The sequence below is a fragment of the Streptomyces telluris genome (assembly GCF_024519335.1).
GTDB classification, from domain to species: domain Bacteria; phylum Actinomycetota; class Actinomycetes; order Streptomycetales; family Streptomycetaceae; genus Streptomyces; species Streptomyces telluris.
In genome coordinates, this window is sequence record NZ_JANIID010000039.1 from 63,552 (window position 1) to 76,939 (window position 13,388).

At 72.2% G+C, this 13,388-nt stretch carries 13 protein-coding genes and 2 tRNA genes; 7 read left to right on the top strand and 8 right to left on the bottom strand.

Annotated elements, in window-relative coordinates:
• The first annotated feature begins 2 nt into the window (after nucleotides 1-2).
• Nucleotides 3-1,007: a bile acid:sodium symporter family protein gene (locus NQU55_RS31160; RefSeq protein WP_168092054.1), complete on the top strand. Its 1,005-nt coding sequence runs from the start codon at nucleotides 3-5 to the stop codon at nucleotides 1,005-1,007.
• Between the two features lie 177 nt (nucleotides 1,008-1,184).
• On the opposite strand, the gene NQU55_RS31165 is transcribed toward NQU55_RS31160, so the two are convergent.
• Together NQU55_RS31165 and NQU55_RS31170 are read right to left on the bottom strand one after the other, a co-directional pair.
• Nucleotides 1,185-3,428, bottom strand: coding sequence for a sialidase family protein (locus NQU55_RS31165; RefSeq protein WP_240976234.1), 2,244 nt, complete (start codon nucleotides 3,426-3,428; stop codon nucleotides 1,185-1,187).
• A gap of 66 nt (nucleotides 3,429-3,494) precedes the next feature.
• Nucleotides 3,495-4,454 (bottom strand): quinone oxidoreductase family protein, encoded by a 960-nt coding sequence (locus tag NQU55_RS31170; RefSeq protein ID WP_168092055.1) that lies wholly within the window; start codon nucleotides 4,452-4,454, stop codon nucleotides 3,495-3,497.
• A gap of 132 nt (nucleotides 4,455-4,586) precedes the next feature.
• Here NQU55_RS31170 and NQU55_RS31175 point away from each other — a divergent pair, with 132 nt between their 5' ends.
• Nucleotides 4,587-5,048: a MarR family winged helix-turn-helix transcriptional regulator gene (locus tag NQU55_RS31175; protein ID WP_168092056.1), complete on the top strand. Its 462-nt coding sequence runs from the start codon at nucleotides 4,587-4,589 to the stop codon at nucleotides 5,046-5,048.
• A 75-nt stretch (nucleotides 5,049-5,123) separates the two neighbouring features.
• On the opposite strand, the gene fdhD is transcribed toward NQU55_RS31175, so the two are convergent.
• The gene (gene fdhD, locus NQU55_RS31180; RefSeq protein WP_168092057.1) at nucleotides 5,124-5,978 is read right to left on the bottom strand and encodes a formate dehydrogenase accessory sulfurtransferase FdhD; all 855 of its coding nucleotides are present in this window, start codon (nucleotides 5,976-5,978) and stop codon (nucleotides 5,124-5,126) included.
• 372 nt (nucleotides 5,979-6,350) lie between these two features.
• On the opposite strand from fdhD, the gene NQU55_RS31185 reads away from it, so the two are divergent.
• The gene (locus tag NQU55_RS31185) at nucleotides 6,351-7,892 is read left to right on the top strand and encodes an aldehyde dehydrogenase family protein (RefSeq protein WP_256791567.1); all 1,542 of its coding nucleotides are present in this window, start codon (nucleotides 6,351-6,353) and stop codon (nucleotides 7,890-7,892) included.
• 44 nt (nucleotides 7,893-7,936) lie between these two features.
• Here NQU55_RS31185 and NQU55_RS31190 read toward each other — a convergent pair whose 3' ends face one another.
• Nucleotides 7,937-9,265, bottom strand: a complete 1,329-nt coding sequence (locus tag NQU55_RS31190) for a DUF2254 domain-containing protein (protein WP_256791568.1) — start codon at nucleotides 9,263-9,265, stop codon at nucleotides 7,937-7,939.
• Nucleotides 9,266-9,371: 106 nt separating this feature from the next.
• Here NQU55_RS31190 and NQU55_RS31195 point away from each other — a divergent pair.
• Nucleotides 9,372-9,459, top strand: a tRNA-Leu gene (locus tag NQU55_RS31195).
• A gap of 209 nt (nucleotides 9,460-9,668) precedes the next feature.
• Nucleotides 9,669-9,756: transfer RNA gene (locus NQU55_RS31200), tRNA-Leu, on the top strand.
• A 92-nt stretch (nucleotides 9,757-9,848) separates the two neighbouring features.
• Here the strand turns inward: NQU55_RS31200 and NQU55_RS31205 are convergent.
• A complete protein-coding gene (locus NQU55_RS31205; protein ID WP_168096426.1) occupies nucleotides 9,849-10,289 on the bottom strand; it encodes a hypothetical protein in 441 nt (146 codons plus the stop codon).
• 208 nt (nucleotides 10,290-10,497) lie between these two features.
• Between NQU55_RS31205 and NQU55_RS31210 the strand changes: the two genes are divergently transcribed.
• A complete protein-coding gene (locus NQU55_RS31210) occupies nucleotides 10,498-11,115 on the top strand; it encodes a lysozyme family protein (protein WP_256791570.1) in 618 nt (205 codons plus the stop codon).
• Between the two features lie 58 nt (nucleotides 11,116-11,173).
• Here the strand turns inward: NQU55_RS31210 and NQU55_RS31215 are convergent, their stop codons facing one another.
• Nucleotides 11,174-11,647: a hypothetical protein gene (locus NQU55_RS31215; protein WP_168096430.1), complete on the bottom strand. Its 474-nt coding sequence runs from the start codon at nucleotides 11,645-11,647 to the stop codon at nucleotides 11,174-11,176.
• Between the two features lie 432 nt (nucleotides 11,648-12,079).
• Between NQU55_RS31215 and NQU55_RS31220 the strand changes: the two genes are divergently transcribed.
• On the top strand, nucleotides 12,080-12,361 hold the full coding sequence (locus NQU55_RS31220) for a hypothetical protein (protein WP_240977001.1): 282 nt from the start codon (nucleotides 12,080-12,082) through the stop codon (nucleotides 12,359-12,361).
• On the opposite strand, the gene NQU55_RS31225 is transcribed toward NQU55_RS31220, so the two are convergent.
• Together NQU55_RS31225 and NQU55_RS31230 are read right to left on the bottom strand one after the other, a co-directional pair.
• A complete protein-coding gene (locus tag NQU55_RS31225) occupies nucleotides 12,347-12,568 on the bottom strand; it encodes a hypothetical protein (protein WP_168096429.1) in 222 nt (73 codons plus the stop codon). The genes NQU55_RS31220 and NQU55_RS31225 overlap by 15 nt on opposite strands.
• On the bottom strand, nucleotides 12,561-13,124 hold the full coding sequence (locus NQU55_RS31230; RefSeq protein ID WP_168096428.1) for an RNA polymerase sigma factor: 564 nt from the start codon (nucleotides 13,122-13,124) through the stop codon (nucleotides 12,561-12,563). Before NQU55_RS31230 ends, NQU55_RS31225 begins: the two co-directional genes overlap by 8 nt.
• Nucleotides 13,125-13,388: the final 264 nt, after the last annotated feature.

The window sequence follows — 13,388 nt, forward strand, 5'->3', positions numbered from 1 at the left end:
CCATGCCGCGCATTCGCATACGCGTTCCCATCGATCCTTATGTAGCGGCCCTCCTGGGCACCGTGGCCCTCGCCGCCCTCCTGCCCGCCCGGGGCCAGGCGGCGACCGTCGCGGGCGGCGCCTCCACCGGCGCCGTGGCGCTGCTGTTCTTCCTCTACGGCGCCCGCCTTTCCACCCGCGAGGCGATGGACGGCCTGCGCCACTGGCGGCTGCACCTGACCGTCCTCGGCTGCACCTTCGTGCTCTTCCCACTCCTCGGCATCGCCGCCCGCAGCCTGGTCCCCGTCGTCCTCACCCCCCAGCTGTACTCCGGGCTGCTGTTCCTCTGCCTCGTGCCCTCGACCATCCAGTCCTCGATCGCCTTCACGTCCATCGCGCGCGGCAACGTGGCGGCGGCGGTGTGCGCCGGGTCCTTCTCCAGCATCGTCGGCATCGCCCTCACCCCGCTGCTCGCCGCCCTCCTCCTCGGCAACAGCGGTGGCGGCTTTTCCTCCCGCTCGCTGCTGTCGATCGTGCTGCAGCTCCTCGTGCCCTTCCTCGCGGGCCAGTTGCTGCGCCGCCGCGTGGGCGGCTTCCTCACCCAGCACAAGAAGGTGCTCGGCTACGTGGACCGCGGCTCGATCCTCCTGGTCGTCTACACGGCGTTCAGCGCGGGCATGGTCCGCGGCATCTGGCACGAGGTCACCCCGCTGCGGCTGCTGGCCCTCCTGGGGGTGGAGGCCGCACTCCTGGGGCTGATGCTCACGGTCACCACCTTCGGCTCGCGCCGGCTCGGCTTCAGCCGCGAGGACGGGCTGGCCATCGTCTTCTGCGGCTCGAAGAAGAGCCTGGCGGCGGGCCTGCCGATGGCGGGCGTCCTGTTCGGGGCCGAGGCGAGCCTGGCCGTGCTGCCGCTGATGCTCTTCCACCAGATGCAGCTGATGGTGGGGGCGGTCCTCGCGAAGAGGCACGGGCGCCGGGCGGTGGCGCAGGAGCCTGCTGTCGTGGCGGCGCCGGTCCGCACTTGAGGGCTGGGCGGCGGCCGGGTGGCTGGGTGGCCGGGATGACGGCGCTGCTGGCGCTGCCGGCGCTGCCGGCGGCGGTTCCTGGACGGAGACGGGCGGGAGACCTCGGCCGTCACCGTCGGCCCGTCGGCCGGTCGGCCGGGGCCGGTCTTCGGTCGGCCGGTCAGTCGTTTCAGTCGTTCAGCCGGTGTGGTCCAGCGGCAGCCACAGGATGAGGTCGCGCGGGGATCCCGGGCCCGTGCCCGTGCCCGGCCCCGGACCTGGCCCCGGGCCCGTCCTTCCGCCCCCGCGCAGGCGCGCGACCTCACGGCCCGTCAGCGCCCGCCCGTACACCCGGACGTCGTCCAGCTCCCCGGTCAGGTGCTCCCGGCCGTCCGGGCGCTGCCCCACGTGCACCCCGAACGTCGAATTGCGGCTCACCGCCCCCGGCGCGTCGCCCGCCCGGACCGCCGCCCCGTCCACGCTGAGGACGATCCGCCCCCCGCCGCGACGCAGCACCACCTGGTGCCACAGCCCGTCCCCGTACGTGCCGGCGGACCGTAGGACGACCGTCCGGGCGGGCCCGGCCCCGGCGACCGCCGTCACCTGCCCGGTGACCCGCCCCCCGGGTGCGAGCCGGAGCACCACCTGGGGCGCCCCGCCCATCCCGCCCATCCACAGCAGCGGCTGCTCACCCCGCGCGGCCGTACCCGTACCCGTACCGGTAGCCGTAGCCGTAGTCGCCGTTACGGCCGGGGTCGTGGTCGTGGTCGTGGCCGCGGGCCGGGACCGGAACCACAGCGACGCCGTGAAGTCCCTCGTCCCCAGCGGCAGGGCGGATCGGTAGGGAAGCCGCACGGCGTCGTCGACGCCGTCGAAGGCGAGGGCTCCGCCGAAGTGCCCGGCGACCCGGCGCGGACCTCCCAGGACGAGTGCGCCCCGCGCCCCCGGCGCCCGGTCCGGCGTCACGGGCGAGGGCGCGGCGCGGGGACCCAGCCACTCCTCCGTGAAGCGGGCGAACCGGATCTCGTCGCGCGCGTCCCGCCTGCCCGCCTCGTAGAGCAGGCCGGTCGTGACGCCGCCGGAGTCCGCAGGGTCCTTGGCGTCGGGGCGTTCGGCGCCTGAGCCTTCGGACGCTCCCTCGGTCTCGACGACGGCCATGTCGGAGTACCCCGCCCAGTCGGCCGTGACGAGCCTGCCGTGCTCCACGCCCTCCCAGGTGCGGCCCTCGTCGTAGGAGGAGCGGATCGTCATCGAGCGCCGCCGGTCGGGGTCGGCGGGTGAGGCGAAGAGCCAGCGCCCGGGGCGCGGCACGGCCACCGACCCCTGCACCATGGGCGTGTAGAGGTCCGGGACCGCCCGGAAGGGTCCGTCGAACGCCGTGCCCCCGTCCGGGCTGACGGCGAAGTCGCGGTTGCCGAGCTCGGTCCCGTCCTGCTCGCGCCCGCCCGCGTACACCGAGCCGTCGGACCGCTCGGCGAGCGTCAGCTCGGACGGCTTCTGCCCGTACGTGCCCTCCGGGGTGACCTCGTGGGTGTCGACCGCCCCCAGCCGCCAGTGCGCGCCCCCGTCGTCGCTGAGGGCGAGCGCCGCGTGGTTGGCGCGGACGCGGGTGCCGTCGTGGCTCTCGGCGTTGAGCCCCACGACCAGGCGGCCGCGGTGCGGCCCGCGGGCGAGCCGGATGCCGTGCCCGGGCCCGGTGGCGTACCAGGAGTTCCAGCCGGGCGGCCGCAGGTCCCGGCTGACGTCCCGCGGCGCGGACCAGCTCGCGCCGTCGTCGTCGCTGTACTGCAGGTGGGGCGTGCGGTCGCAGGGCACGTCGCAGTTGCCGCCGCCGGGACGGCCCTTGTTGTACGTGGTGAGCAGCGTGATCCGGCCGCTGTGCGCGTCGACGACGGGGGCGGGGTTGCCGTGGGTGTCGCCGCGCCCCTCGTCCACCACGTGCAGCGGGCCCCACGTGCGGCCGGCGTCGGCCGAGTGCTTGACCACGACGTCGATGTCGGTGGCGTCGCTGCAGTCGCCCTTCCTGCCCTCGGCGAAGGCGAGGACGGTGCCGCGGGCGGTGGTGGCCAGCGCCGGGATGCGGAAGCAGGCGTACGCGCCGTCGTCGGCCTCCTGGCCGGCCTTGAACAGGACCTGCTCCTCGAACGGGGCGGGCGAGGAGCCTGTGAACGGGGCGGGCGAGGCGCTTGTGAACGGGGTGGGCGAGGCGCTTGTGAACGTGGCGGGCGAGGTGCCGGTGAACACGGGGGACGGGGTGCCCGTGGATCCGGCGGACGGCGTGCCCGTGGCACGGGCCTGGTGCGCCGCGGCGGGCGGCAGGAGGAGGAACGAGCCCGCCAGCGCGGCGGCGGCGAGCGCCTTCCTGACGGGGCGTCGGGGGAGGGCGGAGGCGGCGGGGAAGGCGGGGACGGCGGGACCAGTGCGGAGTTGCGGCGGCGCCATGAGGCCGAACGTAGGTGCCGTACGACTGTCACACAAGGCGGACTCGGCCGATGAGCCCATACGGGTTCACGCCGGCCGCAGGACGACCTTGCCCAGGTTGACGCGCGCCTCGATCATCCCGTGCGCCCGCGCGGCGGCCTCCAAGGGCACCTCGGCGTGCACGCGCGGCCGCAGCCGGCCCGCGGCGAACAGCTCCCACAGCTCCCGCCGCCACTGCTCCATCAGCTCCGGCCGGTGGCGGGCGATGAGCGCCATCTGGAAACCGATCGCGGACTTCGCGCCGACGAGCAGGTCGTACGCCTCGATCGTGCCGCCGCCCGAGCTGTACGCGACGAGCCGGCCGCCGGGCGCCAGAGCGGCGAGGGCGAGGGAGAGGAGCTCGCCGCCGACGGCGTCCAGGACGATGTCGACCGCACCGCCCCAGCGGTCGGCCTCCTCGCGGGCGAGGTCGTCGTACGTCACGACGTGGTCCGCGCCCAGCTCCCGCAGGAAGCCGGCCTTGGCCTCCGCCGCCGCGGGGCCGGTCGCCGCCACGACCCGCCCGGCGCCGAGCTCCTTGGCGAGCTGTACGGCGAGGTGGCCCGCACCGCTCGCGGCAGCCGTCACCAGCACCGACTCGCCTGCGACCGGCCGGGCCGCCGCGTAGGCGCCGCGGGCCACCAGGCCGCAGCGGACCAGCGCCACGGCGTCCGTCGCGCTCGCGTCGTCGGGTATCGGCGAGGCCATCGCCGTGTTCAGGAGGGAGTAGTCGGCGTAGGCGTCGGCGAAGCAGAGGCCGGTGACGCGGTCGCCGACCGCGAAGCCCGTGACGCCGGGGCCGGCCGCCACGACCTCCCCGGCGACCTCGCCACCCGGGCTCGCGGGCAGCGGGAGGCCGCCGCCGCGCACCTTTCGTACGACCGGCAGCGTGATGCCGACGGCCTCGGTGCGCAGCAGGAGCTCGCCGGGGCCGGGCCGAGGGACGTCGGTCTCCTCCAGCCGCAGGACCTCGGGGCCGCCGTTCTGGTGATAGCGGACACGGCGCATGGGGCGCACCTCCGGGATGTCGTGGGGATCCCCAACGGTTTTCGTTGGTGGCCCCAACGGTAAACCCGCCTTCGTTGGGATGTCCAACGTTTTTATTGGGGATCCCAACGGATATCTCGGTAGGGTCGCACCATGACAGAGCCCCACGAGCCCGCGCTCGACCGGATCCGCGCCCTCCCCAGCTGGCTCCTCAACCGCGCCTCCGCACGGGGCCGCCGCCTGCTCGGCGAGGCGTTCGCCCGCGAGGGCCTGCGCATGCCGCACCACGCCGTCCTCGCCGCGGTCGCCGACTCCGGCCCCGTCGCCCAGGCCGAACTCGGCCGGATGACCGGCTTCGACCCCAAGGACATGGTCGGCATCCTCAACGAGCTTCAGAGGGCGGGGTTCGTCACCCGCACGCCCGACCCCGCCGACCGCCGCAAGAACGCCATCGCCCTCACCGCCGAGGGGCGCGGCTGCCTGCAGCGGCTCGCCCGCCTGGGCGACGAGGCCAACGATGAGCTGCTGGGCGCGCTGACGCCCGCGGAGCGCGAACAGTTCACTGCGCTGCTCGCGCGCGTGGTGGAGGAGCGGGAGGAGGGCCCGGTGGGCTGAGCCGCCTGCCGCCTGCCGCCTGCCGTCTGCCGTCTGCCGTCTGCCGTCTGCCGCCTGCCGCCTGCCGACGCGACGTCAGTCGTTCGCCGCCCGCTCGTGGAGGGCGATCCGCTGCTCGCCCGCGTACACGTTCATCGACGTCCCGCGCAGGAAGCCCACCAGCGTCAGCCCCGTCTCCGCCGCGAGGTCCACGGCCAGCGACGAGGGAGCCGAGACCGCCGCGAGCACCGGGATCCCGGCCATCACCGCCTTCTGCGCCAGCTCGAACGAGGCCCGCCCGGAGACCATCAGCACCGTCCCGGACAGCGGCAGGAGGCCCTGCTGGAGCGCACGCCCGACGATCTTGTCGACGGCGTTGTGCCGGCCCACGTCCTCCCGCGCGTCCAGCAGTTCGCCGTCCGCGGAGAACAGCGCCGCGGCGTGCAGCCCGCCCGTGCGGTCGAAGACCCGCTGGGCCTCCCGCAGCCGGTCGGGGAGGGAGGCAAGCAGCGCGGGTTCGAGCAGCATCGGGCCCTCCGGTCCGTCGGACACGGGGTGCCGCGCCGTGGTCCGTACGGCATCCAGGCTCGCCTTCCCGCACAGGCCGCACGAGGACGTCGTGTAGACGTTGCGCTCCAGGGTGACGTCCGGGACGGGCACACCGGGAGCGAGGCGTACGTCGACCACGTTGTACGTGTTCGAGCCGTCCTCCGTCGCGCCCGCGCAGTAGACGATGTTGGCGAGCTCGTCGGCGCGGCCCAGCACGCCCTCGCTCACCAGGAAGCCGGCCGCGAGCGCGAAGTCGTCGCCGGGCGTGCGCATGGTGATGGCCAGCGGCTTGCCGTTCAGCCGGATCTCCAGGGGCTCCTCGGCCACGAGCGTGTCCGGGCGGGCGGTGACCGCCCCGTCCCGGATGCGGATGACGCGGCGGCGTTCGGTGACCCGTCCCATGAGCGATCAGTCCCGGAGGTGGTGGGGTTGCTGGACGCTCCATTGTGGCCCGGGCCGTGGCGGGGCGTGACGTGGGCCTCATCGGGGGCCGGGGCACCTCCCGCGGCCCGCCGCGTGGCTACCGTTCCGTATGACTACCGTCCGGTAGCGGATCGCATGGCTGCCGTCCGGCAGTGGACCGTATGGCTGCCGTCCGGTAGTGGACCGCCGATGTTCCCGCACCTCCCGTACCGAGAGCGGAGATCAGCGATGGCATCCGACCGCACCCCTCCCACCCCTCCTCTGCGCCCTTCACACGAGCCTTTACGTCCTTCACGCGGGACGCCTCCCGTGGGCGCGACGCCTCCCGTGGGCGCGCCCCCTTCCCCCCTCGTGTCCCCCCTTGCGCTCAAGCCCGGCACCGAATGGGGCGGAGCCTGGCGGCGCTGCCTGGACGCCGCCCCCGAGGCGTTCCGCGACGACGACCGGGTCCTCAACCTCTGGGCCGGCACCTGGCGGCCCGACGGCACGCCGCTGCCCGCCGTCACGCCCGTGGACGGCACCCCCGTACCCGGCCCGCCGCGCCTCGACGCGGCCACCGCCCACCGGGCCGTCCGCGCCGCCGTGGACGCGCACCGCGCCTGGCGCCACGTCCCGCTCGCCGACCGCAAGGCCCGTGTCGCCGCCGCCCTCGATGCCCTGGACGCCCACCGCGACCTGCTGGCGCTCCTGCTGGTCTGGGAGATCGGCAAGCCCTGGCGCCTGGCCCGGGCGGATGTGGACCGGGCGGTCGACGGCGTCCGCTGGTACGTGGCGGAGATCGACCGCATGCTGCCGGGGCGCACCCCGCTGCCCGGCCCCGTCAGCAACATCGCGAGCTGGAACTACCCGATGAGCGTCCTCGTCCACGCCCTGCTCGTCCAGGCGCTGGCCGGCAATGCCGTGATCGCCAAGACCCCCACCGACGGCGGCCTGGCCTGCCTGACGCTGGCCGCGGCGCTCGCGGCGCGCGAGGGCGTCCCCCTGACCCTGGTCAGCGGCAGCGGCGGCGAGCTCTCCGAGGCGCTCGTCCGCGCCCCCGGGATCGGCTGCGTCTCCTTCGTCGGCGGCCGGGACACCGGCGCGCGGGTCGCCACCGCCGTGGCCGACCTCGGCAAGCGCCACGTCCTCGAACAGGAGGGCCTCAATGCCTGGGGCGTCTGGGACTTCACGGACTGGACGGCGCTCGGCGCGCGGATCCGCAGGACCTTCGAGTACGCCAAGCAGCGCTGCACGGCCTACCCGCGGTTCGTCGTGCAGCGGGAGGCCTTCGCGGACTTCCTCGCGGTCTACCTGCCCGCGGTGCGGGACGTCCGCTTCGGCCACCCGCTCGCCGTGGAGGCGCCCGGCGACGACCTCCCCGAGCTCGACTTCGGGCCCCTGATCAACGCCGCCAAGGCGGAGGAGCTGACCGCGCAGGTGGCCGAGGCCGTCCGCCGGGGCGCCGTCCCGCTGCACCGCGGCCGCCTGGCCGACGGCCGCTTCCTGCCCGGCCAGGACACCGGCGCGTACGTCCCTCCCGTCGCGCTGCTGAGCCCGCCGCCCTCCTCGCCCCTGCACCACGCCGAACCCTTCGGCCCCGTCGACACCGTCGTCCCGGTCGACACCGAGGCCGAACTGCTCGCCGCCATGAACGCCAGCAACGGCGCGCTCGTCGCGGCCCTCTCCTGCGACGACGAGGCGGCCTTCGCGCGCCTGGCCCCGCAGATCCGGGCGTTCAAGGTCGGCCGCAACGGCCCCCGCTCGCGCGGCGACCGCGAGGAGCTCTTCGGCGGCTTCGGGGCGTCGTGGCGCGGGGCCTTCGTCGGCGGCGAGCTGCTGGTGCGGGCGGTGACGGAAGGACCGTCCGGCGAACGGCTGCCGGGGAACTTCCCGGATTACCACTTGATGCCGTGAGGGCAGGCGGCGATGCCGCCGCAGCGAGGCCGGGCTGAGGTGCCCTAACCGATCCCCTGCCGGTCGGGCAGCAGCGCGAAATCCCGGTCCGCCGCATCCGGCACCGTGCGCGATACGGCGTGCTCCAGGAGCGCGCGGTGCCGCTCCAGCGGCGGGCGCCGGTCCTCGGGGACCAGCCACCACAGGTCCTCCAGGGCGGCCAGCAGCCGCCGGGTCACCTGCGGGCTGCCGGTCGCGCAGCCGCGGATCTCCGCGAACCCCAGGTCGACCAGGTCCGCCCAGCCGGGCACGTCCTGCACCAGGCGCACCGCGCCCCGGCGGTCGCAGTGGTGCAGCGCCCCGAGCGGGCGGCGGGCCAGGGCCGCGAGGAACTGGGTGATCCGGTCCAGGCACTGCACGGCCGTCGTCGGATCGTTCACGGCGGGGGACAGGGCCCGCTGCGCGATGTCCGACAGCTGCCGCAACCCGAAGCCCAGGTCCTGGTGGAAGGTCCGCTCCACGCCCACGGACACCGTGTACCGCAGCGCGCGGGGCGGCGGCGCGGCCCCGCCGTGGACCGCCAGCACCGGCGTCCCGGGCACCACGAAGTCCCCGATCCGCGGGATCAGCCGCAGGACGACGCCGTGCCGCCGCGCGACCCGCACCAGCCGGGCGACGTGCACGTCCCGCAGCACCCCGGCCCGGCCCGCGTGGGCGATCTCCGCACCCGGCTCCGCGAGCGCGGGCCGCTCGTCGTCCGCGACGCCGTGCTTGTCCAGCACCCTGAAGGACTCCCGGGTGATCCGGTCGATCACGTAGCTCACGCGCATCAGCCGCAGCGTGGAGTTCACGTAGGCGATGAACAGCCCCAGGCTCACCAGCACCAGGACGACGCACACGATGCCGGAGAAGACCGGGACGGTGGAGACGGTGCGGGGGTTCTCGTCGCCCTCGTAGGACGCCTGCACCAGCAGCGCGAACAGGAACGTCGCCAGGAAGACCGCGAACGTGCACTTGGTGATCCGGCTGCGCACGTACAGCCGCACCACGCGCTGGGAGAACTGCCCGCCGGCCATCTGCAGCGCGACCAGGGAGATCGAGAACACCACACCGATGAAGGTCAGCATCGCCGAGCCGACGGTCGTGATGATCGTCTTGGCGTCGTCGGCGATCCCGATCAGGGACTCGACGGTCGCGTAGTCCCCCTCCTCCTGCAGCGCCCCGATGACGAACTGATCCACCTCCAGCACCCCGGCGGCCAGCACCGCGGCACCGACCAGCCCCGCGGTGGGCGTGAACCAGAACGTGTCCCGCAGGTGCTCCCGCAGCGGCGACAGGGGCCGCGGCCGCCGCCGCGCACCCACCGCCGTCCGGGTATGCCCCGTATTGCCCATAAGTGAACCTTATGCCCCACGTGGTTACCCAGGTGAAGGGCACTCCGAAACCTTGGTATTGTTATCCCTGTCGCCGCGGGGAGCACCCCGCTGGAGACGACACCCGGTCCGGGTGGCGGAATGGCAGACGCGCTAGCTTGAGGTGCTAGTGCCCTTTATCGGGCGTGGGGGTTCAAGTCCCCCCTCGGACACCAGTGGAAACCCCAGTTGACCTGGGGTTTTTCTGTTTTTCGGAGCCAGGTCGGGCGACGGCCGCCCCGGGCCGTGGACGCGGCAACAGCTTTGAGGCGCCTCCGGCATCTTCGGTCGGTGTTTTCGCAGGACAGAGGCATAAAGGCACTCCGAAACCTTGGTATTGTTATCCCTGTCGCCGCGGGGAACACCTCGCTGAAGACGGCACCTGGTCCGGGTGGCGGAATGGCAGACGCGCTAGCTTGAGGTGCTAGTGCCCTTTATCGGGCGTGGGGGTTCAAGTCCCCCCTCGGACACCAGTGGAAACCCCAGTTGACCTGGGGTTTTTCTGTTTTCCTGGTCTGAATCAGGCGTCGGCGTGACCAGTGCGTGACCAGTAGGATTCAGCTTTTTATGCGACCAGCAGCGTGACCAACCACGAGACGACCGGCCGGGAATCTTGGATCAGGCTGCTGCGCGATCCAGCCCGATCCGGCTGGCGCTGCGGCCGGCCGGCGCCTTGGCGGCGTCCGGGCGGCGCTTGCCGTAGCGCTCCATTGTGTAGCCGGGGCTGTGATGCCGGGCGTTCTTCGAGACCTCTACCGGGCTCTCCTTGGCGTTGAGGTCGTTCGTGATCTTGCTGGCTCGCCAGTCGCCGTGCCGATACCTTCTCGGGGTCCTGGCGCTCCTTCTGCCACTTCAGGATGTTCATCAGGGCTTGGTCTACGTAGATGATCGCGTTGTCATCCCCGTCCTTGGTCAGCTTCCGCAACCGGTAGGAGTTGCCCTCCTCCACCACGACCCAAGCCAGTTCGATGGCGCCCTCGTCCCAGCGGACGAGGGACCACTTCATCCCCAGGGCTTCGCTTGCTGTTGCCGCCAGGGGTCCAGATGTCGCCGAGGAACCGGCTGGTCTCGCTGTCGGACAACGTGGGGAAATCCGGTTCCGCCTGCCGGATCTCCCGCTCCGTCGGAGGGCTGGCCCTCTTGCGGGGGTTGTGCTGAAGCAGCCTTCGCGGCCCCGTGATCAAGTCGAAGGCAGCGCTCAGGATGTTGTGGATGTGCCTGACGCTCTTCGGCCCAAGGGGCTTGCCCTTGTTGGTGGGGCAGGGCTCTTCCTCAAGGCGCCCCTGGCTCGGTTTTCCGAGGGCACGGGTGAGTTCGCCGGCCGGGGCGGCATCTCGCTCGCGGACGTCCCCCTGGTGCTGCACCGCATCGGCGTGGAATCCGGTGGCGACCCGAACGCAGTCAACAACTGGGACTCCAACGCAGCCGCAGGCGATCCGTCGAAGGGGCTGCTGCAGGTCATCGGCTCGACCTTCAACGCGTACGCGGGCCCGTATCGGAGCCTCGGGCAATTCCATCCGGTGGCTTCGCTGTACGCGGGCCTGTCGTACGCGATCGACCGGTACGGCTCCGGATGGCGCCGCGCCCTCAGCGGGACCTCCGGCTACTGGATGGGAACCCTGTCCGCCTCACCGGGCCTTCGCCTGGTGGGCGAGCAAGGGCCGGAGCTCGTGGACTTCCGCGGCGGTGAGCGGGTGCACGACGCCCGCAAGACACAGAACCTGCTGGGCGGCCGGACCGTCGAGATCCACATCCACGAGGCCAAGTCCGAGTCCACGACTCAGGCGGTTCTCCGGGCCCTGCAGTACGCGGAGGCGATGCACGGCATCTAGGTCTCATCGAGTTCATCAGCAAGCGAGGGGGGCGGCCTGACAGCCGCCCCCCTCGGGCTTACTGGCACGGTCCGGACGTGGTCTGGAATGCGACCTGGCTGGTCCACTCCTCGTTGGGATCCGGCTGCGAGGTGGTGGCGCTACTGTCCCACCAGTCGAAGTAGAAGGACTGCGTGCAGGATTCGCTTGATGCGGTCCCATACACAATTTTGTCGAGAGTAAGGGTGTCGCCGGTGCTGCCGCTATTCGTTGGGCTGCACAGGAGCTGGCCGGAGTTCCAGGCGCACGTGCCGATCCGGGCCCCTGACTGCTTGTTGATCAGATTCGGTGCCGTAGTACTCGTGTTCAACGAAGCGTCGTTCAGGCTCGCGAGACGGAAGACCGAGTCCTGATCGTAAGTACAGGTCGAACTGCACGGCCACTGGGGAACGATCTGGACGCCGGCACGCGGCTGGAGAGTCGAGCCACGTCCAGTGAGATCCCAACCCGTGGTGTCCCCGAAGGCGAGCCCCTGGCTGAACAGCAGCGCCACAGCACTGATGGGAACCAATACCGCCGACCGGATCCCGAATTTCCTGATCCCTTGCCGCATGTCGCACCCCCATGGCGTGAGCCGAGTCAGACGCAGGACACCACAGACCGTCAATCGCGCACTATCCGCTGCACCCAACTTCACTCGATGGAGGCAAGTCTCTATGCCGATCCCGGCGACACGGGACCGGATTCTCGAAGACCGGCCGCAACCGGTTCCGATCCCGCCTCATCCGATGGCGTGGGGACACACCTACGTGTCGATCACCGGGCAAGGAGGTGAGGGGGAGGAAATCCCCTCACCTCCTTCACCGACCGGCGCTGGCCGGGCATCCTCCTCCAGGCCGGCGCCACCGGACTGGACACCCCGCCGTACGAGCTGCACGCCGACAGCTCGCCGAATCTGGACGGCTCCATCCACCGGTCCACACGGGTGGCTGCTCGTGAGGTGATGCTGCCCGTCTACCTCTACGGAATCGACCGGCGCTCCCTCAAAGAACTCAAGCACAAGCTGATTTCCGCCCTGAACCCTAAGCGCGGTCACTGCGTGCTGAAGTTCGTGGAGGCCGATTCCCAGGTCCGCACGCTGCACCGCTACTACAAGACCGGAATGGAGGGAAATGAAGCTCAGGACAACGCAGGGTTCCGCTGGATCAAGTACGGCATCCGGCTCACTGCATTCGACCCGTATTTGTGGGGATCAGCGGCACGCTGACAGGCTCAGGGCGAGCACCCCGACCAGGGCGAGCACCGTGGCCTCGGCCCGGACGACGAGGAGGACCCCGGTCCTTCTGACGCGGTCGCCGTACAGGAGGCGGTTCAGGGCGCGTTCGGCGCCGGCGTCGAGCGGGCGGTCGCGCCAGGGGCCGTCACCGGAGGGCACGGGGTCGGCCGCACGCAGCAGTTCCAGTTCGTCATGCATCGTCGTCGCCTCCAGCGCGCGCGTCGGTTCGTGCCTCGGACCCTACGGGCAGGGCGGGCCGTATGCGGTCGGCCTCGGCGCGCAGCCGGCGGCGGGCCCGGTGCAGGCGCATGGCGGCGGCGCTGCGGCTGCAGCCCAGGGCCACGGCCAGTTCGTCGAGGGTCAGCTCCTCCCATGCGGTCAGGCGCAGTGCCTCCTGGTCGGCCGGGGACAGGCGGGCGAGGGCCTCGTGCACCCAGGCGCCCGGGCGGTCCGCGTCCGGGCTGTCCACGGTGTGCCGGCGGTGGGCGGTCTCGTGGTGACCGAGCCGCAGCAGGAGACGGCGGTAGCGGGACATGCCGCGAACGGTGTTGGCCAGGCAGTTGCGGGCCACACCGTACAGCCAGGGCAGCGGCGGGTCGGGCATCTCCGCCCGGCGTCTCCAGGCGACGGAGAACACCTCCGACACCACCTCTTCCACCTCGTGCGCCTGCCCGTCCAGCCGTCGTGCCACGAAGCGGCTGACCGCCCAGTAGTGCGCGCGATAGGCAGCGGCGAAGGTTTCCTCCGTGCTCATGATCGGCTGATGTCCGGCATGGCAGAGATCTTCACATGCGTACGGTGTGAGGTGGATCGCACGCCGGCGGGCCGGGGAGCGGTGAAGGAACGCGGGGGTCCGGACACGTACGGGGCATGAGATCCCCCGTGAAGTGGCTGACCACCACCGACCACAAGACCATCGGCACGCTTTACCTGGTCACGGCGTTCGCGTTCTTCTGCGTCGGCGGGCTGCTCGCCCTGCTGATGCGCGCCGAGCTGGCCCGGCCGGGTCTGCAGATCG